This window comes from Brevundimonas sp. TWP2-3-4b2, assembly GCF_049897345.1.
Classification (GTDB): Bacteria; Pseudomonadota; Alphaproteobacteria; order Caulobacterales; family Caulobacteraceae; genus Brevundimonas.
The window spans coordinates 69,251-94,119 of record NZ_JAFCWB010000005.1 but is presented as its reverse complement, the minus strand read 5'-3'; the positions used below and the strand labels follow the sequence as shown (position 1 = coordinate 94,119).

The following is a 24,869-nucleotide window of genomic DNA, read 5'->3' as shown; positions in this document are numbered from 1 at the left end:
AAACCTCGAGATATTGCATAGCCAACACGACAGGGCTGTCCGGTTAATCGGCTTGGCAGCCTCCATCGCTGAGCCCATCCCTTGCGGAAGGTACCCAGCCCGGACCCACGCGCCGACCCAGCGTTACGGCCTCTCCGCCGCTCGCCTACCGCTGTCCTAGTTAAAGTGGCTCTGGAGTGGTGGTGCCGCTTAGGTGACTCGAACACCTGACCCCCGCATTACGAATGCGATGCTCTACCAGCTGAGCTAAAGCGGCCTCGGCGCGATGGACGACGTGGTCCCGCGCGAGAGGGGCTCTTTATACGCGGTGCGCGGGCTTGCCAAGCGCCGCGAGCAGGGCGGATTCGTCCGGCGAGGCCGCGACGCGGATTTCGAGCCCCGAACCGTCGCCGAGGGCCCCGGCGACGGCGGCTGACAGCACGACGGCGACCTGCCCCGCGAACGGCCCCCGCGACCGCAGCGCCAGCGCGGCCCGGGCGGAATGGACGAGGACCGCGTCAAAGACCTCAGGCGCGGCCACGCCCGTGTCCCGGGTCTCATAGACCGGCACGGCCCTGACCCGGATGGCCGGGGACGCCATGGCCGACAGGTCCCCTGCCGGCTCCTGCGCACCCGGTGCCAGCACCCAGCCGTCCCGCGGGACCTCGGCGATCAGCAGGGCCGCCAGATCGGCCAGGGCTCCGCCGGCGGACCGGACCGAGCGAAACCCCTGCCCTCGCGCGGCCTCGGCCGTCGCATCGCCGACGGTGAAGACCGGCAGATCCCGCCCGGGGCTCAGCGCGGCGAAGGCGGCGACCCCGTTCTGGCTGGTGAAGGCGAGGGCCGATACCGCGTCGAGGTCCAGCGGGGCATCGTTGATCGGGTGGACGGCCAGCAAAGGCCGGACGACGGGAGTGAATTTCAGGGCCGTCAGCCGGTCGGCGGTGCGCGCTGCGCCCGGCTCGGCGCGGGTGATCCAGATGCGGCGCAGCGGCGTCAGGAGGTGACCATCTGATCGCCGGCGGCCTCACGGACCGCCTCGCCCAGGGTCAGGCCCAGGGTCCGCGCCTGCGCCATCGCGTCCGGTGCGTGGATATCGTTCATCTCGGCCGAGCGCCGCCAGCGCGCCGACCCGTCGGGGGCCAGGATTTCGGTGGTCAGCCGCAGCCGGCCGTCGAGGGCCTCGGCATGCGCCCCGATGGCTGTGCGGCACGATCCCTCGAGCGCCGTCATCGCGCCGCGCTCCGCCGCGACCGCAAGGGCGGTGAGCGGATCGTTCAGCGCCGCGACCCAGGCGGCACCCGTATCCGCCTCGCGGGTCTGCAGGGCCAGAGCCCCCTGACCCGGCGCCGGCAGGAAGGCGTCGAGGGACAGCCGTTCGCGGATCACGCTCTCGAAGCCCAGCCGGTTCAGACCGGACACGGCCAGCATGATGGCGTCGAAATCGCCCTCGGCCGCACGGCGCAGGCGGGTGTCGACATTGCCGCGCAGCATCTCGATGGTCAGGTCGGGCCGCAGGGCCAGCGCCTGGGCCTGCCGCCGCAGCGAGGCCGTGCCCAGCCGCGCACCGACGGGCAGGTCGGCGAACGAGGCGAAAGTCTCGCTGATAAAGGCGTCCCGGGCATCCTCGCGCGGCGGCACGGCGGCGATGCACAGGCCGAACGGCTGCTCGGCCGGGACGTCCTTCATCGAATGCACGGCCACATCGACGCGACCGTCGATCAGGGCCTCCTCGATCTCCTTGGTGAACAGGGCCTTGCCGCCGATCTCCATCAGCCGCACGTCCTGGACCCGGTCGCCCGTGGTGACGATCTCGACCAGCGGCACGGCCTCGGCCAGGTCAGCGTCGGCCACGCCCAGGGCACGGCCGATGGCGCGCTGCATCATCCCCGACTGGGTCATGGCGAGTTTGGAGCGGCGGGTGCCGATGCGGACGAGGTGGGACATGAGAGTCGTTGCGCCGGGTGAAAGGGGTCGCTACCTCGACCCGATGGACAGGCCTGCCGATTATAGCAGCGAAGGGAACCGGGCAACCGACGCCACCCCCTGCGTCCCGTCCCTGACGGTGCTCGGCATCGAGACCAGCTGCGACGAGACCGCCGCCTCGGTCGTCCGCCTGTCGGCCGACGGAGAGGCCACGGTGCTGTCGTCGGTGGTCCACAGCCAGATCGACGATCATGCGGCCTATGGCGGTGTTGTCCCGGAGATCGCGGCCCGCAGCCATGTGGAGATGATCGACGGCGTGGTCCGCCGGGCGATGACGGACGCCGGCCTGTCGTGGGACGGGCTGGACGGCGTCGCCGCCACCGCCGGACCCGGTCTGGTCGGCGGCGTCATGGTGGGTCTCAGCTTCGGCAAGGCCGTCGCCCTCGCCCGCGACCTGCCGCTGATCGCCGTGAACCACCTCGAGGGCCACGCCGTTTCGGCGCGACTGGGCGCCCGGGTCGCCTATCCCTTCCTGCTGCTGCTGGTCTCGGGCGGTCATTGCCAGCTGCTGGAGGTGCGCGGCATCGGCGACATGACCCGGCTGGGCACGACCATCGACGACGCGGCCGGCGAGGCCTTTGACAAGATCGCCAAGGCCCTCGGGCTCGGCTATCCGGGCGGGCCCGCCCTGGAGGCGCTGGCTGCCACAGGCGACGGGGGGCGGATCGAGCTGCCGCGCGCCTTGCTGGGCCGCAAGGACTGCGACTTCTCCTTCTCCGGCCTGAAGACGGCCGCCTCGCGTCTGGCCCAGGCCTGCGAGACGGATCAGGACCGCGCCGACCTCGCCGCCGCCGTCCAGACCGCCATCGCCCGCCAGCTCAGCGAGCGGTCGGATCGCGCGCTGAAGGCCTGGACGGAAAGTCATGATGACGCCCTCAAGCAACCGCGCCCCGCGGGCGAGACGGCAGGCCAACAAAGACTCTTCGTCGTCGCCGGCGGGGTGGCCGCGAACCGCACCATCCGGTCGACGCTGGAGGCGACGGCCGCCGCCAACGGCTTCGCCTTCCTCGCACCGCCCATGGCCTATTGCACCGACAATGCGGCGATGATCGCCCTGGCGGGCGCCGAGCGCTTGCAGAAGGGCCTGACCTCCGACATCGATACCGCCGCCCGGCCGCGCTGGCCGCTGGACGAACAGAGTGCGCTCGCCGACCCGGTCCATCCGCCGGGCCGCAAGGGTGCCAAGGCCTGAGGAAGACCATGCAATTCAAGACAGCGGGCGTGATCGGCGCCGGTGCCTGGGGCACCGCCCTGGCCCAGGTCGTGAGCCGGGCCGGACTCGACGTCCGCCTCCAGGCGCGCGAGCCCGAAGTGGTCGAGAGCATCCGCGACCGCCGCGTCAATGAGGCCTTCCTGCCCGGGATCACCCTCGACGACCGGATCTCGGTGACCGCCGATCTGGCCGACCTCGGATCCTGCGACGTCATTCTGGCCGTGCCCCCGGCCCAGCATATGCGGTCCACCCTCGCGGCCTTCGCGGCGCATCACCGGCCCGGAGTCCCGGTGATCCTGTGTTCGAAGGGGATTGAGCGCGGCTCCCTGAAGCTGATGACCGACGTCCTGGCCGAGACCCTGCCGCAGGCCCCCGCCGCGGTCCTGTCCGGCCCCAGTTTCGCCGGCGAGGTTGCCCGCGGCCTGCCCAGCGCCGTCACCCTGGCCTGCGTCGACGCCGCCTTGGGCGAAGAGCTGATGTGGACCCTCTCCGCGCCGGGCTTCCGGCCCTATCTGGCCACCGACCTGATCGGGGCCGAGGTCGGCGGCGCCATCAAGAATGTTCTGGCCATCGCCTGCGGCATGGCCGAAGGCCGGGGCCTGGGCCGCAGCGCCCACGCCGCCCTCATCACCCGGGGCTTCGCCGAAATGACCCGTATGGGCGTCGCCCTGGGCGGCCAGGCCGAGACCGTGGCCGGTCTCTGCGGCCTCGGCGACCTGGTCCTGACCTGCTCCAGCCCGCAGTCGCGCAACATGAGTCTGGGCCTCGCCCTCGGCCAGGGTCAGACGGTCGAACAGGCGCTGGCCGGCAAGCGGTCGGTGGCCGAAGGCTATGAAAGCGCGCCGGCCGTGCGTGAGCTGGCGACAAAAATGGGCGTCGACATGCCGATTTCGCTGGCCGTCGCCGCCTTGCTGAACGGCGAGACGACGGTCGAGGCCGTGATCGACGACCTCCTGTCCCGACCGCTGAAGGTCGAGCGGCATTGAGCGAGACGCCCACTCCACCCGAAAGCGCGCCCGAAAGCCCCCCCGAGCGCGCGCGAGTCTGGACCACGCCCGCGAACGTCGCCCTGTGCGCCGAGGCCGACATCGCCGATCCCGGCTCACGCGGCTTCGTGCTGCAGATCGGCGAGGCCTTTTTCCACGGCTTTGTGGTCCGCGAGGCGGGACAGTTGGCCGGCTATGTCGACCGCTGCCCGCACCAGGGATTTCCGCTGGCCATCGAGCTCGACCGTTATCTGGTGCCGGACGGAGCGCTGATCCTCTGCGGCTGGCACGGAGCGGTGTTCAAACCGCTGACCGGCGACTGCGTCGGCGGCCCCTGCGCGGGCGCGCGCCTGACGCCATGGCCGGTCACGGTCCGGGACGGTGTGATCCGGACTGCGTGAGAGTGAGCTTGAGCCCGCTCCCAACCGTGCATCCCCGCCTCCGCGGGGATGCACGGGGTTTTGAGTGCGAGCAATAAACGCTCAGCCATGCAGATTCGTTCGTCTAACCGATTGATCTATAATAATATAAAGCCTGAACCAACGTCATCTCCCAGCCGCAGGAAAGACCCGCCCCATACTACGCAGGTCCCGTCGCACCGGGAGGCTCGCTCGGCCGGCGATCCGAAGCGGCGGCGGGAGCGGAAGGAAGCGGGCCGCGACCGGTCCCCTCCCGGGGATCGGGACGCGGGCTGACGGGGCTGCAACGTCCAGTCGGCCAGGGGCGGTGACCGAATACCCGTCCGGACCAGCAGGCAGTCGTCGCCGCCGCTGCCCGCCGCTTGCAGAAGGGGAACTCGTCAACAGCGAGGCGTAGCCCCGCGCACGTGGAAGCGCCCTCCGCGCGGAGCATCCTGCCTTCGTCGAAACGGTATTCAAAACTCCATCATCCGGGCGAAGGCCCGGACGCTCCGCCACGCCTCCCGCGCCCCCCTCGTCAATCCAAAACCAAGCACTTTACATTACAAAGTGACTGTGCGACCAAGGGAGCTCAGACGGAGATCAAGCCATGACCGAGACCACCGAAGACCCCGCCGCCGACATCGCCTGGATGCGCCGACTGGCCGAGGAAGGTTCGGATACGCCCTTCCGTGGCGCGTCGACCCTGATGGCAGCCGGGCTGATCTTCGGGGCCGCCAGCCTGCTGCACTGGAGTGTGGCCAGCGGGCTGATCGCCCTGCCGCCGGCGGTCTTCGGCGGCCTGTGGGGCATCGCCACCCTGGTGTTCCTGGCCACCCTGACCGTTCTCACCGTGCGCAGACGGAACGAGGGGGGTGTCGTCACCCTGGCCAACCGCGCCTCGGGGGCCGTCTGGTCCGGCGTCGGCATCGGCATCTTCTTCCTCGGAACCTCGATGGCGGTGGTCGGTGCCCGGCTCGGCGACGGATCGGCTCTGACCGTGATCTGGCTGCTGCCCTCGGTGATCATGGTCTTCTACGGCCTGGGCTGGGCGGTGACCGCGTCCATGCTCAAGTCCCGCCCCCTGTGGTGGCTGGCCGCGGGCTCCTTCCTGGCCGCGCCGCTGCTGGCCGCCCTGGCTGGCCAGGCGACCCTGTATCTCGCCTATGCCGCCGCCCTGTTCGTGCTGATGGCCCTGCCCGGCTTCCTGTTGATGCGTGCAGCGAGGCGCTGAGCGTGGCTGACGATTTCGATATCAACCGCCTCGATGAGGTCATCCACGGTCGGGTCCGGCTGGGAATCATGGCGGTCCTGTCCAGCGTGGACAGTGCCGACTTCAACACCCTGAAGGCGCGACTGCAGACGACGGACGGCAATCTCTCGGTCCATCTGCGCAAGCTGGAGGACGCGGGCTTCGTCGCCGTGACCAAACGGTTCGAGGGCCGAAAGCCCCTGACCGAGGCCTCGATGACCCCGGCCGGACGCAAGGCCTTCGTGGCCTATCTGGATGCCATGCAGGGACTGGTCGGCAAGGTGTGACGGCGTGGCGGTGGTTCCCGCCCGGCCGCTCGTCTAGACAGGCATCATGACCGGCCGCATCCTCCGCTTCGACGCCCTCGACAATTTCCGCGACTATGGCGATTACGCCGCGGCGGGCGGGGGCCATGTCGCGCCCGGCCGGCTGTTCCGCTCGGCCCACCAGGCCCGGGTCAGCGAAGCCGATCTGGACCGCCTCGGCGCGCTGGGTCTCGGCGTCATCGTCGACCTGCGCCGGCCGTCGGAACGCCGGGACCAGCCCTCGAAGCGACCCACCGGCTTCAGCGGCGCGGTGATCGAGAGCGGGCATGACGACGGGGGCGAGGCCCCGCACATCACCTTCCTCAGGACCGCCGACCTGACCCCCGACTCCGGCCGGCGCTTCATGACCGACACCTATCGCCGCCTGCCGTTCGAAGCGTCGCATCTGGACCTGTTCAGCCGCTATTTCCAGGCCCTCGGAGAGACGGAGGCCCCGGTCCTGATCCACTGCGCCGCCGGCAAGGACCGGACCGGCATGCTGGCCTCCCTGACGCATCATCTGCTCGGGGTCCACCCGGACGACATGGTCGCGGACTATCTGCTGACCAATACGGCGGTCGATCTGGACCGCCGCGCCCCGGGCATCGCCCGCCAGCTCGAGGCGATGACCGGCCGCCCGGCCTCGCATGACGCCGTGGTCGCCTTCCTCGGCGTCGAGCCGGTCTATCTGGAAACCGCCCTCGCCGAGATCGTCGCCCGCCACGGCTCGGTCGACGCCTATCTCGAACAGGCCCTCGGCGTCGACGCCACCCTGCGCGACCGCATCGGCGCGCGGCTGGCGGCGTGAACGACCGAAGCATCGAAACCCGCATTCGGCCCTGGCGGGATCCGCTCGCGGTCGCCAACGGCCTGAGACATCGCGACGGTCCGCTGGCCCTGCTGTCGGACGGCGGTGTCTTGGGGCGCCGGTCGTGGGTCGCCGCCGAACCGGATCACATCCACGTCGGCCCCCTCGATCCCGACGGCGGATTTTCGCCGCTCGGAGCAAACCCTTATGTCACGGGGGTCGTCGGCCTGATCGCCTATGACGCCGGGGCCCGCCCCGCCACCGGTCCGCGACCGGTCGTCTGGCCCGACCTGATGCTGGCCCGCTATCCGGCCATGCTGGCGTTTGATCACCAGGACCGCACCGTGACCGTTATCGGTCGGGGCGAAGATCCCGCCTCCGCCCGCGCCGCCGCGGATCAGGCCGAGGCCTGGCTGGCCTGTGTCCTCGATCCGGTTCCTCCGCCGGCGCCGGCCGCACACTTCGAGGCCGAGGCCCCGGCCCGGGCTTATGTCGACGCCGTCACCGACGTCATCGGTCGGATCGGCACCGGCGAACTGTTTCAGGCCAATATCGCACGGGCTTGGTCCGGCCCGCTGAACCCGGGCGCGGATCCCTTCGACGTCATGCTGCGTCTCGCCGACCGGGCGGCCGCCTACGGCGCCTTCTGGCGTCTGGGCGACCGGGCCGTCGTCTCCAACTCGCCCGAACTGTTCCTGACCTTCGACCCGGCCAGCCGACGGATCGAGACCCGGCCGATCAAGGGCACCCGGCCGCGCGATGCCGATCCCCGGCGCGACGCCGCCCTCGCCGCCGAACTTCAGGCCAGCGCCAAGGACAGGGCCGAAAACCTGATGATCGTCGATCTGATGCGCAACGACCTGGCCCGGGTCAGCGAGGCCGGATCGGTGGCGGTGGAACGGCTGTTCGAGATCGAAAGCCTCGCGACCGTCCACCATCTGGTGTCAACGATTTCCGGGCGCGCCGCGGGCGGCGTGGTGGCGGCTGACCTGTTGCGGGCGACCTTCCCCCCCGGCTCCATCACGGGGGCACCCAAGCATCAGGCCATGAAGGTCATCGCCGTCCACGAACCCCCGCGTGGCCCGTGGTGCGGCAGCCTGTTCCATATCGAGGACGACGGACGGATGACGGCCTCCGTGCTGATCCGGACGGCCGCCTTTGAGCGCTCGGGCGAAGGCTGGTCCTTCCGCGCCCTGGCCGGGGCCGGCATCGTGGCGGACAGCCAGCCCGCGGCGGAACTGGCGGAAACCGACGTCAAGATCCGCGCCCTTCGCGAGGCCCTGATCGACCTCTAGCAGTTCGAGCAGGCCACGCTGTCGACGGTGCGCGGCCGAAGATAGTAGATATGCGAGAAGCGCGTGACGCCCGGCATCAGATAGTCGGCCGGCGAGTCATAGTCATAGGTCGCTTCCGACACGATGATGCTTTCGCCGTTCGCGATCAGGTCGGTCGGCAGAACGATGACCTCGTTCACCGCCCGGCTGGTCATGCCGTCGCCCCGGCTCCAGACGACCTTGGCCACGCCCGCCGTGCGCGTCACACTGCTCACCCGCTGCTTCAGCGCCGTCGTGGAAAAGGGCTTCATGATCAGCCCGCCGATGTCGAAGATATCGTCCAGGTTCGCCGTCGCGACGACCTCTTCCTGGGCCACCAGATCGGCGACCATGGCCGAGACGTGACCCATCCGCTTCTGGGCCATATACCCTTGGCAGAACTCGGCCATGCCGAAATAGAAGGCGATCAGGATCGGGGCCAGCAGGGCGAATTCGATCGCCGAGAGCCCCCTCTCGTCGCCCGCAAGGCGAGAAAGAAGTCCGCGGCGCGTCATGCCGGTTCGTTCCGGAACGCCGTCGTGGACGTCAGAATAGCGGCGCCGTCGTTCAGGCGCGACAGTCCCTGGGCCATGAAGGTCGTCAGAAGGGGCTGGCGATACCAGACGCGCACCAGAACGAGGTCGCCCGGACTGCCGTTGCTGTAGGTCAGCGCCGCCGTGCTGAACGTCCCGCCCGCCATCGGATCGGGCGGCACGGTGTTGAACTGCGGAATGACCCGGACGTCGACCGTCGCCCGCGTGGCGCAGTCTGTACTGAAGATGCTCATCCGCCCGCACAGGGCGGTCTTGAACTGGGCCGCCGTCATGCTCTGGGCACTGGCCTGGCCCGTCCGGACCAGCCGGCTGGTCTCGATGGTGGCGTTTTCGAGAATGGAGTCAGTGACGAAAACCATACCCAGTTCCAGGATGGCGAACATCATCAGGCAGAACGGCAATGCCACCATGCCGAACTCAACCGCCGCCGATCCGTCCCGCGCCGCGAGCAGGCGGGACAGGAAGCCGCGACGCGTCCCTCGCGAATATGGCGGGCGATATCGCATGGGGATCGCAGCCGTTACGGTGTCGGCGATCCCGGGCCACTGGTTCCGCGCATCGACGGGGAACAGGAGGCCGCGCAGGCCATCTCGGTGGCCTGCCCGCCGCGCCAGACCCGGACCCGACCCGAACCGGCCCCGTCCGTGACAACGACCTCGCTCTGGAACACCGTCCGGCCGATGGCGTCGACGGCCACGATCTCGGTCACGCCATAGCCCTTGCCCGTAATGTAGAGAGTGTTGGCGTCGACCACCGTGACATCGGCAATCTGCGGATTGCCGACGATGACCGAGCCGGCCGCGCCGCGCAGCTGCACCCGCGCAGCCTGATCGATCTCGACGCTCAGACGCGCCGACTGGGCAAGACCCACGGCCGGTACCGACAGCAGGCCGATCGAAGCCAGGAGGGCTCCCGTTCGGGTGAGGACCGTGAAGACTGTTGGGCGGGTCATGGCGTCGACTTCCAGTGAACGGGCGCGCGCGTGAGCGTGGTTCGGACACTGCTCTGCAAACCTCAACAAAGTCTGAAATCATGCAGTTGCGCAGCGGGATCATAGTAAACGCGGCGTCAATAAAGAAATCGACGTAAAGTACCGCCGTTTTACTCGTCCTTAATGCGTGGTCGGCATGATGAGGATGCAAGAGGGGTCAAGCGGGCAAAACCGACGACCCCGGTGGTGTCAACGATTGCTCGCTTAAACAAAGAAGGAATTCAGCCATGACCAAGTTCGTTTCAAAATTCATGTCCGACGATTCGGGTGCCACGGCCATTGAGTACGGCCTCATCGCCGCCCTGATCGCCGTCGTCATCATCTCCGCCGTGACCGCTCTGGGCACGACCATCAAGTCCAAGTTCAACGCCGTCGTGACCGGCATGGGCGGCACCGCCGGAACCTGAGGCTCCGATCAACGTCTTGAAACCGGCGAAGGGCCGGGGCGGAAACGCCCCGGCCCTTTTGCTTTGGCGGACGGCGGCCCGAGGTCGTCGTCCGATTTATTAGAGTAAACCTCAAGGTAACCACGCCCGGCCACGCAGATTTAACCGACATGGGCGAAAACGGTTCTGCGTTTGGGGGTCAAGCGGGCTACCGGCTCCCCCCCGTTTCAGTAGCTCGCTTCATTCCATCAAGAGGGAAATCCAATGACCAAGTTCGTTTCGAAATTCATGTCCGACGAGTCGGGTGCCACGGCCATCGAGTACGGCCTCATCGCCGCCCTGATCGCCGTCGTCATCATCTCCGCCGTGACCGCCCTGGGCACGACCATCAAGTCCAAGTTCAACGCCGTCGTCACCGGCATGGGCGGCACCGCCGGCACCTAAGGCTCCGACGAACGTCTTGAAACCGGCGAAGGGCCGGGGCGGAACGCCCCGGCCCTTTTGCTTTGGCGGCGACCTGCCCGACAAGCTTTTCGGTAAACGCGCGGGTAAACAAATTCTTAAGCAGAGGCTTAACCCAGCTTCGACGACCCTGTCCTGGTTCGGGGCCTGTCAGATGCCAGCGCAAGGCCGGCAGCGGGGACCACACAACTCGGGAGAAGCAAGCCATGATAAATTTCGTTTCGAATTTCCTGTCTGACGAATCCGGGGCCACAGCCATCGAGTACGGGCTGATCGCCGCGCTGATTGCAGTCGTCATCATCAGTGCCGTCACCGCCCTGGGCACGACGATCAAGGGCAAGTTCAATGACGTCGTTACGGGTATGGGCGGAACCGCCGGCACCTGACGCGGCAAGAAGCCTGACCATGCGCGGAAGGCCGGGACGATCGTCCCGGCCTTCCGGCGTCTGTGCGCCGATACTTCGGCAACCCCGTTTTAACCGCAGCCATGTCAGATGCAGGTATGGACACCATTACCCTGATCCTGCTCGCCGTCATGCCGGCCCTCGTCATCGTGGCGGGCCTCAAGGACCTGACCTCGATGAAGATCCCCAACTGGATCTCGGGCCTGCTGGTTCTCGCCTTCTTCCCGGTCGCCTTCATGGTGGGTCTCGCACCGATCACCGTCGCCACAAATCTGGGCATCGCCGCCCTGGCCCTGGTCGTCGGGGCCGGCATGTTCGCCCTCCGCTGGATCGGCGGCGGCGACGCCAAGCTGATGGCGGCGGCCTGTCTCTGGCTCGGTCTGTCGGGGTCCGGCATGTTCCTGTTGTGGACCGGGGTGATGGGCGGCCTGTTCTGTCTGGCACTGCTGTTCGCCCGCTTCCACTCGCGCCCCTACCTGCTGGGAGCCCCCGGCTGGGTGGTGCAGCTGATGGAGCCGAGAGGTGACATTCCCTACGGCGTCGCCATCGCTGCCGGGGCGCTGATGGCCTATCCCGCCTCGCCCCTTCTGGCCGCCTTTATCGCGGGATAGTCGCCACTTAGGCCCGCGTTAACCCGCACCCCGGCATGGTCCTTGGCGGTAGGGGGCCGCAGGACCGACTCAGCGGTCCGTCCCGATCCTGCCGGAGACCGTCGATGAAGCCCGCCCGTATCATCGTGATCTGCGTCGCCGCCGTGGCCGCCATCGGCCTGGCCCTGGTCGTGCGCGCCATGGGATCGCCCTCGAAGACCCCGACTGCCGTGGCCGCCGCCGCCGCTGTTCCCGCGCGCCCCATGGCCAAGGTGCTGGTCGCGGCCAAGGACCTGCAGCCCGGCCAGCGCCTGGCCGAAGGCGATCTGGACTGGAAGGACTGGCCTGTCGACGAGGTCAACCCGGCCTTCATCACCGACGGTTCTGTGCCCCTTCCCGCGGCCGAAGCCACTGCCGCCAGGCCCGCGGACAAGCCCGAAGGGGCCGTCGCGACCGTGACCCGCGCCGCCAACAATCTGACGACCGGCGGAGCCAAGGCGGACTACATCGGCTCGGTGGTCCGCGAGCCCATCCTGGCCGGCGAGCCCATCGTCAGCCGAAAGATCGTCCGCGCCGGCGACAGCGGCTATATGGCCGCCTACCTGGAGCCCGGCATGCGCGCCATGGCCATCCGGGTCACGGTAGAGACCGCCGCCGGCGGCTTCATCCTGCCCGGTGACCGCGTCGATGTCCTGCTGACCCGCGAGACAAATCTCAGCAATGTCGGCACCCAGGACAGCGACCGTTCGAAATTCGCGTCCTCGACCGTCATGCAGAATATCAAAGTCCTGGCGATCGACCAGTCGACCCGCGCCGGCGACGACGAACAGGCGGTCGTCGGTGCCACCGCCACCCTCGAGGTCGGCCCCCGCGACGCCGAAGCCCTGGCCCTGGCCAAGTCCGAAGGCGAACTGAGCCTGGTCCTGCGCTCCTATGCCGACACCGGCGGCCCGTCAGGCCGGGTGGCGCCGGTCGTCCGACAGTCAACCGCCGTCCGCGTCTACCGCGGCGGTGCGCCGGAAGTGGTGGTGGTCCAATGAAACGCCTGATTGCCATCGCCCTCGCCGGTCTGACCGTCGTCGCCGCGGCTCCGGCCCTGCCCGGCGTCTCCCAGGCCCAGTCCCGCGCAGCCCTGCCCATGGGGTCCGGTGCCCAGCTGATCAATCTGCCCCGCGGCTCGTCGATGGCCATCGACCTGCCTTCCGACGCCCGTGACGTGATCGTGCCGAATCCCCTGGTCGCCGAGGCCATGCTGCATTCACCGCGCCGCATCACGATCATCGGGCTTCAGCCTGGCGAAACCGACGCCGTGGTGCTGGACGCCGCCGGCCGCACCATCCTGTCCCTGCGCATCCGGGTGGACGCCGGCGTCTCTGCCCTGCAGGACACACTGGGCCGCGTCATGCCGGGGTCCTCGGTCCGCGCCGAGGCGGTCAACGACAGCATCATCCTGACCGGGCCGGTCAATAGTCCGGGCGAGGCCGACCGGGCCGCCCAGGTGGCCCGCGCCTTCGTTTCGGCCCCCGAAAAGGTCATCAACATGATGACCATCGCCGGCTCTGATCAGGTCATGGTCAAGGCCCGGGTGATCGAGGTCCAGCGCACCGCGATCAAACAGCTGGGGCTGGACGTCAACGCCGTGCTGAACAACGTCGCCGACGGCCTTTCCCTCACCCAGGGCGCGACCTTCGGCGTGTCCGGCAATCAGCTTGGCGGCGGTATCCTCAACTATGCGGACCGGAGCGGCGACGGCAACAGCCTGACCACCAGCATCCGCGCCTTCGAACGCGCCGGTCTGGTGCGTATCCTGGCCGAACCCAATCTGACCTCGGTCAATGGCGAGAACGCCGAGTTCCTGGCCGGCGGCGAATTCCCAGTCCCCACAGGACGCAGTGTGGACGCCACCACCGGTCAGGTGACGATCGGCGTCGAGTTCAAGCCATTCGGCGTGCGTCTGGCCTTCCGCCCCATCGTCCTGTCCCAGGGCCGGATCTCGCTCCAGCTGTCTACCGAAGTGTCGGAACTGACTTCGGCGGGTGCCTTCACGCTCGGCGGCACCGGTGCCGACGCGCTCGTCATTCCCGCCCTGAACGTCCGTCGCGCCTCGTCCACCGTGGAGCTGCCCTCGGGCGGATCCATGATGATCGCGGGCTTGCTGCGCGAAGACACGCGCCAGAACATCGACCAGCTGCCCGGCATCGGCAGCCTGCCCGTGCTGGGGGCCCTGTTCCGCTCGCGGGATTATCTCTCAGGCGAAACCGAGCTGGTGATCATCATCGAGGCCTACATCGTCTCCCCGACCTCGCCCGGCCGGCTGCAGACACCGGCCGACGGCCTGGTGATCGCCAACGACGCCCAGACGATGCTTTTCGGGCAGCTGAACCAGCAGTACCGGCCCACCGGCACCGCAACGGCCGCGTCCAGCGCGGGCTGGAGCGGACCCGTCGGCTATGTGATCGAATGAGGAGTCCGATGATGCGCGCCTCTGCTTCCGCCATACTGGTCCTCGCTCTCGGCCTCAGCGCTGCGGGCTGCGCGCCCATGATGGGCAGCGACCCTTCGGCCCCGATGACGCCGCTCACGCGGTTCAGCCTGCAGGTCGAGCCTGGCCTCGACCGCATCGCGCTCGCGGTGCACGACGCGGGCCTGTCGGACAATCAGCGGGACGCGGTGGGTCAGCTCGCCGCCCGCTATGGCGCGTCCGGTCAGGGCTGGATCAAGGTCGAGGCCCCGTCCGGTGAGGATGCTGCGGCCGCCGGACAGGCCTATGCCGTTCGCGCAGCCCTTCAGGCCGCCGGCGTTCCGGGCGAGCAGATTCAGATGGCGGCCTACAACGCACCCGATCCCCGCGCTCCGGTTCTGGCAAGCTTTGAAACCGTACGCGCCGCGGTGCCCGACTGCTCCAGCGTTGCACGCAACGCCGGGCCCCGCTTCTCAAACCAGAGCACGGGCAGCCTGGGGTGTGCCATCAACGCCAATATGGCCGCCCAGATCGCAAATCCGCGCGACATCATGGGGGCGCGGGCCATGACGCCGGCCGACTCCGGGCGGGCGGCCGTGGTCTTCGACAACTACCGCAAGGGGCAGGCCAGTTCGACGCCGCAGGAGCCCCTGGTGAACGGCCAGATCGCAAGGGCCGTGGAATAGCGTAATGACGAACGCCTTCGCCCCTCAGCCCTTCGACGAGTTCGACGACGAGTTCGATCTCGACATGGGCTATGTCACGCCCGAAGCCGCCGCCGAGGTTTCTGCCGAAATCACAGACATCGAGGACGGCGCAATCGTCTCCGGCGAGACCGTCATCGAGCAGCGTCCGCCGCTCCAGTTCACGACACCTTCCACGGTCTTCGCGGAGGCCGAACCCCTCCATCCGCCGCGCGATATCGATGTCGCGCCCGTCACCGCCGCGAGCGGGTTCAATCCCGTCGGCGACCTGGTCGCCGGGGCCGCCTCAGCCTTTTCGCCGCCTGCGCTGGGCGGTCCCCACGCCGCCGAAGTGTCGGTGCCGCGCATCGCCATCCACGTCTTCGCCGAGCGTCAGGACACCCTGGCCGCCGCCGAACGGGCCGGTCAGGACCGCCGCCTGTCGCGCGCCACAACCCAGATCCGCGTCGGCGGTGTCGCCGCCGCCGTCGAGGCCTATCAGCACGAGCCGACCCCGCCGTTGATCGTGGTCGAATGCATGAAGGACCCGCAGACCCTGCTGTGGGAAGTCGACCAGCTGGCCGAGGTCTGCGATTCCGGCACCAAGGTCGTCGTCGTCGGTGCGACCAACGACATCCTTCTGTTCCGCGAGCTGATGCGTCGCGGCGTCAGCGAATATCTGGTTGCACCGCTCCAGCCCTTGCAGCTGATCGCCGCGATCGGCGGCCTGTTCGCCGATCCGGCCCAGCCCTTCGTCGGTCGCTCGATCGCCTTCGTCGGCGCCCGCGGCGGCACGGGCTCCAGCTCGGTCGCTCATAACACCGCCTATGCGATGAGCGAGCGGATCGGCGCCAACACGGTCATCGTCGACTACGATCTGCCGTTCGGCACCGCCGGGCTGGACTTCAATCAGGACCCGCTCAGCGGCGTCGCCGACGCGCTCAGCCAGCCCGACCGTCTCGATCCCGTGCTTCTGGACCGGATGATGGTTCGCTGCACCGACAAGCTCAGCCTGTTCGCGGCCCCGGCGACGCTGGACGTCGACTGGGACATTTCACCCGAGGCGTTCGAGGAGGTCACCACCCAGATCCGCTCGACCGCTCCGTTCGTCGTTCTGGACCTGCCCCATCTGTGGTCGGGCTGGATGCGGCGAACCCTGATCGCCGCGGACGAGGTCGTCATCGTCGCGACGCCGGACCTCGCCTCGCTGCGCAATGCCAAGAACATGATCGATCTGATCAAACAGGGCCGCCCCAATGACGCGCCGCCCCGGCTGGTGCTGAACCAGGTCGGCGTGCCCGGGCGGCCCGAAATTCTGGCCAAGGATTTCGGCGCGGCCCTCGGGGTGCACCCCAGCCTGATCATTCCGTTCGATCCCAAGACCTTCGGTGCCGCCGCCAACAACGGCCAGATGATCCTCGACGCCGGAGCCAAGTCCAAGGCGGCCGAGGCCTTCCAGACCCTGGCCCAGATCGTCTCGCGTCGGGAATTGCCGATGCTGACGGGCCCCAAGGCGAGGGTCGAAGGCAAGTCGATATTCAGCGGCCTGTTCAAGAAGAAGTCCTGACGCGTGTTCGGCAAGCGCACAGGTCAGCCAGGAACTGTCGCGACGGCGCCGCGCCCCGCCGCGCCCGCGGCTCAACCTGCGCCGACCGCGCAGCCCGCACCCGGCATCCAGACCGAGGCCTTCGCCTTCGGCGGCGAACAGACAGCCGAACAGGTACAGACGGCGGCGCGCAAGGCCGAATCCTATGCCGCGAAACCGGCCTCACCCGCCGCGGACCGGCTGGATGCCCTGGCCATGCGCCCGAAGCCGTCCGGCGAGGCTCCGGCACCCTCGAAAGGTCCCGGCCCCAAGGCCACGCCCGGCTATGAGCAGCTGAAGAAGGCCCAGGCCGTGGCCGAGATCGTCCGCGAGCAGTCGGACTATTACCACGCCACCAAGACGACCATCTTCAACGCCCTGATGAACACCATCGACCTGGCCCAGCTGGCCCAGCTCGATACCAAGGCGGCGTCGGAGGAGATCCGCGACATCGTCGCCGAACTGGTGGCGATCAAGAACGTCTCGATGTCGGTGGCCGAGCAGGAGCATCTGGTCCAGGACATCGTCAACGACGTCCTCGGCTATGGCCCGCTCGAACCCTTGCTGGCGCGCGACGACATCGCCGACATCATGGTCAACGGGGCCGGCCGGGTCTTCATCGAGGTGAACGGCAAGGTTCAGCTGACCAACGTCCGCTTCCGCGATAACGCCCAGCTGATGAACATCTGCCAGCGGATCGTGTCCCAGGTCGGCCGGCGCGTCGACGAAAGCTCCCCGATCTGCGACGCCCGCCTGCCCGACGGCAGCCGCGTCAACGTCATCGCGCCGCCGCTGGCCATCGACGGCCCGACGCTGACGATCCGGAAGTTCAAGAAAGACAAGCTGACGATGAAGAATCTGGTGGAGTATGCCTCCATCAGTCCCGAGGGCGCGCGGGTGCTCGGCGTCATCGGCGCCTCGCGCTGCAATCTGGTCATCTCGGGCGGCACGGGCTCCGGCAAGACCACCCTGCTGAACACCCTGACCGCCTTCATCGACCCGACCGAACGCGTCATCACCTGCGAGGACGCCGCCGAACTGCAGCTGCAGCAGCCGCACGTCGTCCGCCTCGAGACCCGCCCGCCCAACCTCGAGGGCCAGGGCATGATCACCATGCGCGACCTGGTCAAGAACTGCCTGCGGATGCGTCCCGAGCGGATCATCGTCGGCGAGGTCCGCGGCCCTGAGGCCTTTGACCTGCTGCAGGCCATGAACACCGGCCACGACGGATCCATGGGCACCCTGCACGCCAACAGCCCGCGCGAAGCCATCAGCCGGATGGAATCGATGATCACCATGGGCGGCTACGGCCTGCCCTCGAAGACCATCCGCGAGATGATCGTGGGCTCGGTCGACGTCATCATCCAGGCCGCCCGTCTGCGCGACGGCTCGCGCCGCATCACCCACATCACCGAGGTGGTCGGGCTGGAGGGCGACGTGATCGTCACCCAGGACCTGTTCGTCTACGAGATCACCGGCGAGGACGAGAACGGCAAGATCATCGGCCGCCACCGCTCGACCGGCATCGCGCGCCCGCGCTTCTGGGACCGGGCGCGCTATTACGGCCTTGAGCGCGAGCTGGCGGAAGCCCTCGACGCGGCGGAGTAGGCGGCCATGCTTCCCATCCTCGCAGCCGTCCTGGCCTTCATCACCATCGGTGGCCTGGGCTGGGCCTTCGTCGGCGGCGGCGACTCCACCGACGTCGCCCTCAAGCGGGCCGAGGGCTTCGGCGGGCCCAAACAGAACAATGCGGCCGCCAAGAAAGCCGCCGCCGCCAACACCCCGGAAGCCCGCCGCAAACAGATCATGCAGCAGCTGCAGGAATCGGAGCGCGCCGAACGAAAGGCGCGCATCAGCCTGTCGGCCAAGCTGAAACAGGCCGGGATGGGCACCAAGGTGTCGACCTTCTGGATCGCCAACGGCGTGCTCGGCCTGGTCGGCTTCCTGCTGCCGCTGATGTTCGGCCTGAACATCTTCATTGCCCTCGGGGCGGCCTTTGTCGTCGGCCTGGGCTTGCCGCGCTGGTGGGTCGGAATGCTGGGCAAACGTCGCCGCAAGAAATTCTCGAGCCATTTTGCCGACGCCGTCGATGTCATCGTGCGCGGCATCAAGTCGGGCCTGCCCGTTCACGAGTGTTTCAAGATCATCGCCCGCGAGAGCCCCCAGCCGCTGGGCGCAGAGTTCCAGAAGCTGGTGGAGGGAGTCGGTGTGGGCCTGACCCTCGCCCAGGCCCTGGACAAGATGTACGAGCGCATGCCGACGCCCGAGTTGAAATTCTTCGCCATCGTCATCGCCATCCAGCAGAAGACAGGCGGTAACCTGGCCGAGGCGCTGAACAATCTTTCGGTCGTCCTGCGTGCCCGCAAGATGATGGGCGAGAAGATCAAGGCGCTGTCGTCCGAAGCCACGGCCTCGGCCGGCATCATCGGCTCACTGCCCCCCGCCGTGATGATCCTCGTCAGCGTCACCACCCCCGCCTACATGGCCAAGCTGTTCACCGACCCGCGGGGGCAGTTCATGCTGTTCATCGCCGTGGCGATGATGAGCTTCGGCGTGTTCGTGATGAAGAAAATGATCGCCTTCAAGTTCTAGGAACCGGCCCGTGATTGATTTCTTCACCAACGTCCAGAACCTGCTGAGCCTCGGCGTGGGCGTGCTGGTGTTCGCCACGCTGGTGACCCTGCTCGGGTCGTTCGGCGGCGGTGTGAAGCTGGAGTCCCGGATGCAGGCCGTTGCGGTGCGCCGCGAGGAGCTGAAGCGCCGCTCGCGGCAGGCGATCGCGACCCAGAATACCGGTCCCCAGCAGCTTCGCCATACGGACGAAGGCTTCAAGAAGCGGGTCGTCGAACGGCTGAACCTGACCAAGCTGCTCGAGGATCCCAAGGTCGCCGACCAGATGGCCCAGGCCGGGTACCGCGGGCCCAAGCCGCTGACGACCTTCTATTTCTTCCGCTTCTCCATGCCGTTTGTCTTCCTCGCGATCACCGCCTTCTACCTGTTCGTTTTCAACGACTTCGGTCTGGCGGTCATGGTTCGGGTGACCATGACCATGGTGGCGGCGGTGATCGGCTTCTATGCGCCCAACATCTTCCTGGCCAACCGCATTTCCCAGCGCCGCGCCTCGATCATGCAAGCCTTCCCGGACGCGCTGGATCTGCTGCTGATCTGCGTCGAGGCCGGCATGTCGATCGAGGCGGCGATCCAGAAAGTCAGCCAGGAGATCGGCGGTTCGTCCATCGATCTGGCCGAGGAAATGACCCTGCTGTCGGCCGAGCTCAGCTATCTGCCCGACCGGCGCATGGCCTATGAGGGGCTGGCCAAACGCACCAACCATCCCGGGGTCAAGTCCGTGGCCACCGCCATGACCCAGGCCGAAACCTATGGCACGCCGTTGGGGTCGGCCCTGCGCACCATGGCCAAGGAAAACCGCGAGATGCGGCTGTCGGCCGCCGAGAAGAAGGCCGCCGCCCTGCCCGCCAAACTGACCGTGCCGATGATCCTGTTCTTCCTGCCGGTGCTGTTCATCGTCATCCTGACGCCGGCGATCATCAGCATCCAGGACACGATGGCCAAGGGCGGCTGACCGAAGGTCAGCCCCGGGGGCCAAGGGCGGTTGACCGAAGGTCAGCCCCGGGGCCAAGGGCGGCTGACTCCCTTCAGACCGGCAGCGCTCCGCGCTTGACCACCGTCCGCATCGCCACGCTGGACGACACCCGCGTCACCCCGGGTATACGGGTCAGCTCGCGCGAGTGGACCCGCTCCAGGTCGTCGACATCGCGCACCACCAGCCGCAGCAGATAGTCCGAGCCGCCGGTCATCAGATAGCATTCCACCACCTCGGGCACAGTCGAGATGGCGGTCTCGAACGCCGTCAGCGAGGCCTCGGCCTGGGACGACAGCGTCACCGTCACGAAGACGCTGATCGGCAGGCCGACGGCGCGTTCATTGATGATGGCGGCGTAGCGGCTGATCACGCCCTCGCTCTCCAGCGCCCGCAGCCGGCGCAGGCAGGCGCTCTCCGACAGGTTCACTGTCCGCGCCAGTTCGGCGTTGGTCATGCGGCCGTCCGCCTGAAGCGCCCGGATCATCTTTCGGTCGGTATCGTCGAGGGCAACGGCGGAAATCGTCTTCATTGAGGCTCTCGTTCGCAGATTCTGCGAGTGTATGGCGTTCAGTCTCTGAAAAGAACAGGAACCTGCGGTCAAACCGCCGCTAGATTGCCGCGCGAAGCGAGGTGGCCGCAGAGCCCGCCCGCATCCCCTCTGGAACAGGAAACTCCCATGCGCGTCGGCGTCCCCAAAGAAATCAAGAAGAACGAACACCGCATCGGCCTGACGCCGACGGCGGTGCGCGAATACGTCGCCCACGGCCACACGGTCTCGATCGAGACCGGAGCCGGTCTCGGCGCGGGCTTCACCGACGCGGACTACAAGAAGGCTGGCGCGAAGATCGTCGCCGACGCCAAAACCGTCTTCGCCGACAACGACATGATCGTGAAGGTGAAGGAGCCGCAGAAGGTCGAGTGGGAAATGCTCCGCGAAGACCAGATCCTGTTCACCTACCTGCACCTGGCCCCGGACCCGGAGCAAACGAAGGGCCTGCTGGCCTCGAAATGCGCCGCCATCGCCTATGAGACCGTCACCGACGACCGCAAGGGCCTGCCGCTGCTGGCCCCGATGTCGGAAGTGGCCGGCCGCATCGCCGTCTTCTCGGCCGCCGAAACGCTTCTGAAGCACAACGGCGGCATGGGCCTGCTGTTCTGCGGCGTGCCGGGCGTGGCCCCGGCCCGCGTTCTCGTGCTGGGCGGCGGCGTCGTCGGCCTCAACGCGGCCCGCATGGCCATGGGCCTGGGGGCCGAGGTCGTGGTGCTGGAGCGCTCGATCCCGCGCATGGCCTATATTGACGAAGTGACCCAGGGCCGGGTCATCACCCGCTATTCCTCGATCGGTGCGATCGAGGAGGAACTGGTCAAGGCCGACGTCATCATCGGTGCGGTGCTGGTCCCCGGGGCCGAGGCCCCCAAGCTGATCAAGCGCGAACACCTGAAACAGATGAAGCCCGGCTCGGTACTGGTCGATGTCGCCATCGACCAGGGCGGCTGTTTCGAGACCAGCCACGCCACGACCCACGAAGACCCGACCTATGTCATCGACGGCGTCGTCCACTATTGCGTCGCCAACATGCCGGGCGCGGCCCCGCGCACCTCGTCGGAAGCCCTGAACAACGCCACCCTGCCGTTCGGCCTGGCCCTGGCCAACAAGGGTCTGGAGGCGCTGAAGCAGAACCCGCACCTGGCGCGCGGCCTGAACGTGCTGAAGGGCGAGATCACCTATCCGGCGGTGGCCGAGGCGCTGGACATGCCGTGGAGCGATCCGTTCGGCGTGTGGGCGAAGGGGTAATACTCCTGAGGGGAGTCGACCTCAGACCCTGATGGATATTCCGGTGGGCGCGTTGTCGATCTGGCGTTCCAGGTCGGCCTGCGCCTTGTCGGCCTCCTTCCAGTCATCATCGCTGGGCGGACGCACGGCCGAATGGGATTCGAACCGGATGTCTTCGCGGGCCTTGCGAAGACCCCTGACCAGGCTTTTCACTTGATCGAAGAAGCCAAGGTCGGCACCGGCGACTGCCTCCATCTCGGTCAACCGGTCGATCGAACGACCCTGGAACTCCGCACTCGCGGCGGCGGCATAGGCCTGCTGCGCGCGGTGAGCCTCGGCGTCGGGGTTGGAGAGGGTCCCGTGATCAACCGGCGGCGAGGCTTCGGCTGCTTGTGCCCCGGCCGAGGAAGACGAACCCTCCCGGGCGGCGGTGATCTGGCGGCGGATCAGGGCCATGTCGCCGGACGATACATTGCGACCTCCGGCGTCCTGATAGGCCTTCACCGCGGCCTTGAGCTCCCTCGCCAGCTCGGCCGCCAATTTCAACGCCGAGCGGGGGTCGGCCTTGATCATCAGACTGAGGGTCCGCATCCGCTCGGTGACGCCCTGCATCCGGCGCGACGCCATCTCCTTGCGCATCGCCCGAGCGGCCTCGCGCGGATCGCCGAACGTGAAGGAGGCCGCGATTTTCGAGACGTCGTCGCGCCCTGTGCCGGCCGGGGGCCGCGACAGTTTGATCAACGTCGGAGCCGCGTTCGCGGCGGTGATGACAGAGATCATTCTGATCCCCCGTTGAATTCCGGAGACCATCGATATCCGGTCCGGACTTTCCATATGCTTAAGTCCCTGAACCCTCGCGTGCGGCTGCGCCTGTAATTCGCCGCGCTTTTCCTACATAAGCCCGCGATGAAGTTTCTCGACCAGGCCAAGATCTACATCCGCTCCGGCAACGGTGGGGCGGGCTGCGTCTCGTTCCGACGTGAAAAGTTCATCCCGAACGGCGGGCCGGACGGCGGCGACGGGGGTCATGGCGGCAACGTCTGGATCACCGCGGCCGACGGGCTGAATACCCTGATCGACTTCCGCTACCAGCAGCATTTCAAGGCCCCGACCGGCACCCACGGCATGGGCCGCCAGATGCACGGGGCCAAGGGCGAGGACGTGATCCTGAAGGTCCCGGTCGGCACCCAGGTGCTGGACGACGACAAGGAGACGGTGCTGCTGGACATGGACTATGTTGGCAAGACCGAGATGCTGCTGAAAGGCGGCAACGGCGGCTGGGGCAACGTCCACTTCAAGGGGCCGTCCAACCAGGCCCCGAAATACGCCAATCCGGGCCAGGAAGGCCAGGAGCGCTGGATCTGGCTGCGGCTGAAGCTGATCGCCGACGTCGGTCTGGCCGGCCTGCCCAATGCCGGCAAGTCGACCTTCCTCGCCGCCGCCAGCGCGGCGCGGCCCAAGATCGCCGACTATCCCTTCACCACCCTGGTGCCCAATCTGGGCGTGGTAGACCTGTCCGAGACCGAGCGGTTCGTCATCGCCGACATTCCGGGCCTGATCGAGGGTGCCTCGGAAGGGGCCGGCCTCGGCACCCGCTTCCTCGGCCATGTCGAGCGCTCGGGCTGTCTGATCCACCTCGTCGACGGCACCCAGGACGATGTCGCCGGTGCCTGGCGCACCATCCGCCACGAGCTGGAAGCCTATGGTGCCGGACTGGCCGACAAGGCCGAGGTCCTCGCCCTGAACAAGATCGACGCCCTGACCCCCGAGGCACGCGAGGAAAAGGCGGCCGAGCTGGAAGCCGCCGCCGGCCGTCGTCCCATGCTGGTGTCCGGCGTCTCGGGTGAAGGCGTGACCGAACTGCTGCGCGCCGCCTGGACCGAAGTCCGCAAGGACCGCGGCGAGATCGCACCGGCCGAGGAAGACGAGACCGTGACGGAGACCCCCGGCGGCTGGGCTCCCTGATGAGCGACGGCGCGCCCCGGTCCATACGGGCGATCGCCGACGCCCGACGCATCGTTCTCAAGATAGGCTCATCCTTGCTGGTCGACAGCCGGACAGGCACCGTCGACCGGGCCCGGCTGGAGGGTCTGGCCGGGCGCGTCGCCGGATGGATGCAGCAGGGAAAACAGGTGCTGGTCGTCTCGTCGGGCGCGGTCGCCCTCGGCGCGCGACGGCTCGGAACCCGCGGGGTCGGCCTTGAGGGCAAACAGGCCTCGGCGGCGGTCGGCCAGTCCCTGCTGATGGCGGCCTGGGCCTCGGCCTTTGAACCCCATGCGCGGATCACGGCCCAGATCCTGCTGACCCGCGACGATACGGAGACCCGGCGACGGTGGCTGAATGCCCGCGCCACGGTCGGCTCCCTGCTCGACCTGGGCGTGGTGCCGGTCGTCAACGAAAACGACACGGTCGCCACCGAGGAGATCCGCTACGGCGACAACGACCGGCTGGCGGCACGCGTGGCCCAGATGATCGGTGCCGATCTGCTGATCCTCCTGTCCGACGTCGACGGCCTCTACAACGCCGATCCGCGGTCGGACCCCGGGGCGGTCCATATTCCGCATGTTCAAATCCTGACACCCGAGTTCGAGGCCATGGCGGCAGGCCCGAACACAGCGGCGGGCATGGGAACCGGCGGCATGGCCACCAAGCTGATGGCCGCCCGGATCGCCGCGGACGCCGGCTGCGCCACCCTGATCGCCGCCGGGCGGTCAATGGAGGTCGGCGTGACCTTCGGCACCGAAATGCGCAGCACGCTGATCGAGCCCGCCACGACGGTGAAGGCGGCCTACAAGCAATGGATCGGCGGTTCGCTGGCACCGCGGGGCGAACTGGTTGTCGATCCCGGATGCGCCCGCGCCCTGCTGGAAGGGAAATCACTGCTGGCGGTCGGGCTGGTCTCCGACACCGGGGCCTTTGGCAAGGGCGATCCGGTCGCCATCCTCGACCAGACCGGGGCCGAAATCGCACGCGGCCTCGTCCGCTACGATGCCGGCGACCTGTCGAAAGTCATCGGCGTCCGTTCCGCCGACCTGGCCACCGCGCTCGGCTATGAGGGCGGGCCGGTCGTGGTCCATGCCGACGATCTGGCACTGCGCCGGACCTGAGGTCTTTGAAACCGGCCGTGCCGGTGCG

The 24,869-nt window shown here is 67.9% G+C and carries 28 protein-coding genes and 1 tRNA gene; 21 read left to right on the top strand and 8 right to left on the bottom strand.

The genetic code is table 11. From position 1 onward, the window contains the following. Positions 1-180 precede the first annotated feature (180 nt). The 3 genes from ACP7AS_RS11490 to hemC all read right to left on the bottom strand — a co-directional run bounded on the left by ACP7AS_RS11490 (position 181) and on the right by hemC (position 1,926). A tRNA-Thr gene (locus ACP7AS_RS11490) sits at positions 181-256 on the bottom strand. Between the two features lie 42 nt (positions 257-298). Further along, positions 299-955, bottom strand: coding sequence for a uroporphyrinogen-III synthase (locus ACP7AS_RS11485; protein ID WP_426029040.1), 657 nt, complete (start codon positions 953-955; stop codon positions 299-301). Between the two features lie 20 nt (positions 956-975). Further along, entirely contained in the window at positions 976-1,926 is a 951-nt protein-coding gene (gene hemC / locus ACP7AS_RS11480) for a hydroxymethylbilane synthase (RefSeq protein WP_426029003.1), read from the bottom strand. Between the two features lie 43 nt (positions 1,927-1,969). Between hemC and tsaD the strand changes: the two genes are divergently transcribed. The 7 genes from tsaD to ACP7AS_RS11445 all read left to right on the top strand — a co-directional run bounded on the left by tsaD (position 1,970) and on the right by ACP7AS_RS11445 (position 8,222). Next, positions 1,970-3,157 (top strand): tRNA (adenosine(37)-N6)-threonylcarbamoyltransferase complex transferase subunit TsaD, encoded by a 1,188-nt coding sequence (gene tsaD / locus ACP7AS_RS11475; RefSeq protein ID WP_426029039.1) that lies wholly within the window; start codon positions 1,970-1,972, stop codon positions 3,155-3,157. 8 nt (positions 3,158-3,165) lie between these two features. Beyond that, positions 3,166-4,164 (top strand): NAD(P)H-dependent glycerol-3-phosphate dehydrogenase, encoded by a 999-nt coding sequence (locus ACP7AS_RS11470; protein ID WP_426029002.1) that lies wholly within the window; start codon positions 3,166-3,168, stop codon positions 4,162-4,164. Then, a complete protein-coding gene (locus tag ACP7AS_RS11465) occupies positions 4,161-4,565 on the top strand; it encodes a Rieske (2Fe-2S) protein (RefSeq protein ID WP_426029001.1) in 405 nt (134 codons plus the stop codon). Before ACP7AS_RS11470 ends, ACP7AS_RS11465 begins: the two co-directional genes overlap by 4 nt. 607 nt (positions 4,566-5,172) lie before the next feature. Next, positions 5,173-5,796 carry a hypothetical protein gene (locus ACP7AS_RS11460; protein WP_426029000.1) on the top strand — a complete coding sequence of 208 codons (624 nt, stop codon included), beginning with the start codon at positions 5,173-5,175 and terminating at the stop codon, positions 5,794-5,796. Positions 5,797-5,798: 2 nt separating this feature from the next. Next, complete coding sequence (locus tag ACP7AS_RS11455; RefSeq protein WP_426028999.1) at positions 5,799-6,101, top strand: winged helix-turn-helix domain-containing protein; 303 nt, start codon at positions 5,799-5,801, stop codon at positions 6,099-6,101. A 46-nt stretch (positions 6,102-6,147) separates the two neighbouring features. Beyond that, positions 6,148-6,927 (top strand): tyrosine-protein phosphatase, encoded by a 780-nt coding sequence (locus ACP7AS_RS11450; RefSeq protein ID WP_426028998.1) that lies wholly within the window; start codon positions 6,148-6,150, stop codon positions 6,925-6,927. Further along, the gene (locus ACP7AS_RS11445) at positions 6,924-8,222 is read left to right on the top strand and encodes an anthranilate synthase component I family protein (RefSeq protein ID WP_426028997.1); all 1,299 of its coding nucleotides are present in this window, start codon (positions 6,924-6,926) and stop codon (positions 8,220-8,222) included. Before ACP7AS_RS11450 ends, ACP7AS_RS11445 begins: the two co-directional genes overlap by 4 nt. On the opposite strand, the gene ACP7AS_RS11440 is transcribed toward ACP7AS_RS11445, so the two are convergent. Genes ACP7AS_RS11440 through ACP7AS_RS11430 form a run of 3 tightly spaced genes read right to left on the bottom strand, consistent with a single transcriptional unit; the run spans position 8,219 to position 9,746 of the window. Further along, entirely contained in the window at positions 8,219-8,755 is a 537-nt protein-coding gene (locus ACP7AS_RS11440; protein WP_426028996.1) for a TadE/TadG family type IV pilus assembly protein, read from the bottom strand. The genes ACP7AS_RS11445 and ACP7AS_RS11440 overlap by 4 nt on opposite strands. Beyond that, on the bottom strand, positions 8,752-9,300 hold the full coding sequence (locus ACP7AS_RS11435; RefSeq protein WP_426028995.1) for a TadE/TadG family type IV pilus assembly protein: 549 nt from the start codon (positions 9,298-9,300) through the stop codon (positions 8,752-8,754). Before ACP7AS_RS11435 ends, ACP7AS_RS11440 begins: the two co-directional genes overlap by 4 nt. 14 nt (positions 9,301-9,314) lie before the next feature. Beyond that, positions 9,315-9,746 carry a pilus assembly protein N-terminal domain-containing protein gene (locus tag ACP7AS_RS11430; RefSeq protein ID WP_426028994.1) on the bottom strand — a complete coding sequence of 144 codons (432 nt, stop codon included), beginning with the start codon at positions 9,744-9,746 and terminating at the stop codon, positions 9,315-9,317. Between the two features lie 266 nt (positions 9,747-10,012). Between ACP7AS_RS11430 and ACP7AS_RS11425 the strand changes: the two genes are divergently transcribed. The 11 genes from ACP7AS_RS11425 to ACP7AS_RS11375 all read left to right on the top strand — a co-directional run bounded on the left by ACP7AS_RS11425 (position 10,013) and on the right by ACP7AS_RS11375 (position 19,939). Then, positions 10,013-10,192: a Flp family type IVb pilin gene (locus tag ACP7AS_RS11425; RefSeq protein ID WP_426028993.1), complete on the top strand. Its 180-nt coding sequence runs from the start codon at positions 10,013-10,015 to the stop codon at positions 10,190-10,192. Between the two features lie 243 nt (positions 10,193-10,435). Beyond that, positions 10,436-10,615, top strand: a complete 180-nt coding sequence (locus ACP7AS_RS11420; RefSeq protein WP_426028992.1) for a Flp family type IVb pilin — start codon at positions 10,436-10,438, stop codon at positions 10,613-10,615. A 224-nt stretch (positions 10,616-10,839) separates the two neighbouring features. Then, positions 10,840-11,019, top strand: coding sequence for a Flp family type IVb pilin (locus ACP7AS_RS11415; protein WP_426028991.1), 180 nt, complete (start codon positions 10,840-10,842; stop codon positions 11,017-11,019). A gap of 116 nt (positions 11,020-11,135) precedes the next feature. Beyond that, complete coding sequence (locus tag ACP7AS_RS11410) at positions 11,136-11,648, top strand: A24 family peptidase (protein WP_426028990.1); 513 nt, start codon at positions 11,136-11,138, stop codon at positions 11,646-11,648. 104 nt (positions 11,649-11,752) lie between these two features. After that, positions 11,753-12,667 (top strand): Flp pilus assembly protein CpaB, encoded by a 915-nt coding sequence (cpaB, locus tag ACP7AS_RS11405; RefSeq protein WP_426028989.1) that lies wholly within the window; start codon positions 11,753-11,755, stop codon positions 12,665-12,667. Next, positions 12,664-14,091, top strand: coding sequence for a type II and III secretion system protein family protein (locus ACP7AS_RS11400; protein WP_426028988.1), 1,428 nt, complete (start codon positions 12,664-12,666; stop codon positions 14,089-14,091). The genes cpaB and ACP7AS_RS11400 overlap by 4 nt, the downstream gene beginning before the upstream one ends. 11 nt (positions 14,092-14,102) lie before the next feature. Further along, complete coding sequence (locus ACP7AS_RS11395) at positions 14,103-14,774, top strand: CpaD family pilus assembly protein (RefSeq protein ID WP_426028987.1); 672 nt, start codon at positions 14,103-14,105, stop codon at positions 14,772-14,774. A gap of 4 nt (positions 14,775-14,778) precedes the next feature. Continuing rightward, positions 14,779-16,338, top strand: a complete 1,560-nt coding sequence (locus ACP7AS_RS11390) for an AAA family ATPase (protein WP_426028986.1) — start codon at positions 14,779-14,781, stop codon at positions 16,336-16,338. A gap of 3 nt (positions 16,339-16,341) precedes the next feature. Beyond that, a complete protein-coding gene (locus ACP7AS_RS11385) occupies positions 16,342-17,964 on the top strand; it encodes a CpaF family protein (protein ID WP_426028985.1) in 1,623 nt (540 codons plus the stop codon). 6 nt (positions 17,965-17,970) lie between these two features. Further along, a complete protein-coding gene (locus ACP7AS_RS11380; protein ID WP_426028984.1) occupies positions 17,971-18,948 on the top strand; it encodes a type II secretion system F family protein in 978 nt (325 codons plus the stop codon). Positions 18,949-18,958: 10 nt separating this feature from the next. Further along, positions 18,959-19,939, top strand: a complete 981-nt coding sequence (locus ACP7AS_RS11375) for a type II secretion system F family protein (RefSeq protein ID WP_426028983.1) — start codon at positions 18,959-18,961, stop codon at positions 19,937-19,939. Between the two features lie 73 nt (positions 19,940-20,012). Here the strand turns inward: ACP7AS_RS11375 and ACP7AS_RS11370 are convergent, their stop codons facing one another. After that, positions 20,013-20,489: an Lrp/AsnC family transcriptional regulator gene (locus ACP7AS_RS11370; protein ID WP_426028982.1), complete on the bottom strand. Its 477-nt coding sequence runs from the start codon at positions 20,487-20,489 to the stop codon at positions 20,013-20,015. A gap of 147 nt (positions 20,490-20,636) precedes the next feature. Here ACP7AS_RS11370 and ald point away from each other — a divergent pair, with 147 nt between their 5' ends. Continuing rightward, entirely contained in the window at positions 20,637-21,755 is a 1,119-nt protein-coding gene (ald, locus tag ACP7AS_RS11365) for an alanine dehydrogenase (RefSeq protein WP_426028981.1), read from the top strand. A gap of 21 nt (positions 21,756-21,776) precedes the next feature. Here the strand turns inward: ald and ACP7AS_RS11360 are convergent, their stop codons facing one another. Further along, entirely contained in the window at positions 21,777-22,514 is a 738-nt protein-coding gene (locus ACP7AS_RS11360) for a hypothetical protein (protein ID WP_426028980.1), read from the bottom strand. A gap of 126 nt (positions 22,515-22,640) precedes the next feature. On the opposite strand from ACP7AS_RS11360, the gene obgE reads away from it, so the two are divergent. Both obgE and proB read left to right on the top strand, forming a co-directional pair. Then, positions 22,641-23,699 (top strand): GTPase ObgE, encoded by a 1,059-nt coding sequence (obgE, locus tag ACP7AS_RS11355; RefSeq protein WP_426028979.1) that lies wholly within the window; start codon positions 22,641-22,643, stop codon positions 23,697-23,699. Then, positions 23,699-24,841: a glutamate 5-kinase gene (gene proB, locus ACP7AS_RS11350; RefSeq protein WP_426028978.1), complete on the top strand. Its 1,143-nt coding sequence runs from the start codon at positions 23,699-23,701 to the stop codon at positions 24,839-24,841. Before obgE ends, proB begins: the two co-directional genes overlap by 1 nt. Positions 24,842-24,869: the final 28 nt, after the last annotated feature.

Coding starts and splice junctions, on each gene's coding strand:
- hemC (WP_426029003.1), bottom strand. CDS start 1,926: ATGTCCCACCTCGTCCGCATCGGCACCCGCCGCTCCAAACTCGCCATG.
- tsaD (WP_426029039.1), top strand. CDS start 1,970: ATGGACAGGCCTGCCGATTATAGCAGCGAAGGGAACCGGGCAACCGAC.
- ACP7AS_RS11470 (WP_426029002.1), top strand. CDS start 3,166: ATGCAATTCAAGACAGCGGGCGTGATCGGCGCCGGTGCCTGGGGCACC.
- ACP7AS_RS11460 (WP_426029000.1), top strand. CDS start 5,173: ATGACCGAGACCACCGAAGACCCCGCCGCCGACATCGCCTGGATGCGC.
- ACP7AS_RS11450 (WP_426028998.1), top strand. CDS start 6,148: ATGACCGGCCGCATCCTCCGCTTCGACGCCCTCGACAATTTCCGCGAC.
- ACP7AS_RS11440 (WP_426028996.1), bottom strand. CDS start 8,755: ATGACGCGCCGCGGACTTCTTTCTCGCCTTGCGGGCGACGAGAGGGGG.
- ACP7AS_RS11435 (WP_426028995.1), bottom strand. CDS start 9,300: ATGCGATATCGCCCGCCATATTCGCGAGGGACGCGTCGCGGCTTCCTG.
- ACP7AS_RS11430 (WP_426028994.1), bottom strand. CDS start 9,746: ATGACCCGCCCAACAGTCTTCACGGTCCTCACCCGAACGGGAGCCCTC.
- ACP7AS_RS11425 (WP_426028993.1), top strand. CDS start 10,013: ATGACCAAGTTCGTTTCAAAATTCATGTCCGACGATTCGGGTGCCACG.
- ACP7AS_RS11420 (WP_426028992.1), top strand. CDS start 10,436: ATGACCAAGTTCGTTTCGAAATTCATGTCCGACGAGTCGGGTGCCACG.
- ACP7AS_RS11415 (WP_426028991.1), top strand. CDS start 10,840: ATGATAAATTTCGTTTCGAATTTCCTGTCTGACGAATCCGGGGCCACA.
- ACP7AS_RS11410 (WP_426028990.1), top strand. CDS start 11,136: ATGGACACCATTACCCTGATCCTGCTCGCCGTCATGCCGGCCCTCGTC.
- cpaB (WP_426028989.1), top strand. CDS start 11,753: ATGAAGCCCGCCCGTATCATCGTGATCTGCGTCGCCGCCGTGGCCGCC.
- ACP7AS_RS11400 (WP_426028988.1), top strand. CDS start 12,664: ATGAAACGCCTGATTGCCATCGCCCTCGCCGGTCTGACCGTCGTCGCC.
- ACP7AS_RS11395 (WP_426028987.1), top strand. CDS start 14,103: ATGCGCGCCTCTGCTTCCGCCATACTGGTCCTCGCTCTCGGCCTCAGC.
- ACP7AS_RS11390 (WP_426028986.1), top strand. CDS start 14,779: ATGACGAACGCCTTCGCCCCTCAGCCCTTCGACGAGTTCGACGACGAG.
- ACP7AS_RS11380 (WP_426028984.1), top strand. CDS start 17,971: ATGCTTCCCATCCTCGCAGCCGTCCTGGCCTTCATCACCATCGGTGGC.
- ACP7AS_RS11370 (WP_426028982.1), bottom strand. CDS start 20,489: ATGAAGACGATTTCCGCCGTTGCCCTCGACGATACCGACCGAAAGATG.
- ald (WP_426028981.1), top strand. CDS start 20,637: ATGCGCGTCGGCGTCCCCAAAGAAATCAAGAAGAACGAACACCGCATC.
- ACP7AS_RS11360 (WP_426028980.1), bottom strand. CDS start 22,514: ATGATCTCTGTCATCACCGCCGCGAACGCGGCTCCGACGTTGATCAAA.
- obgE (WP_426028979.1), top strand. CDS start 22,641: ATGAAGTTTCTCGACCAGGCCAAGATCTACATCCGCTCCGGCAACGGT.
- proB (WP_426028978.1), top strand. CDS start 23,699: ATGAGCGACGGCGCGCCCCGGTCCATACGGGCGATCGCCGACGCCCGA.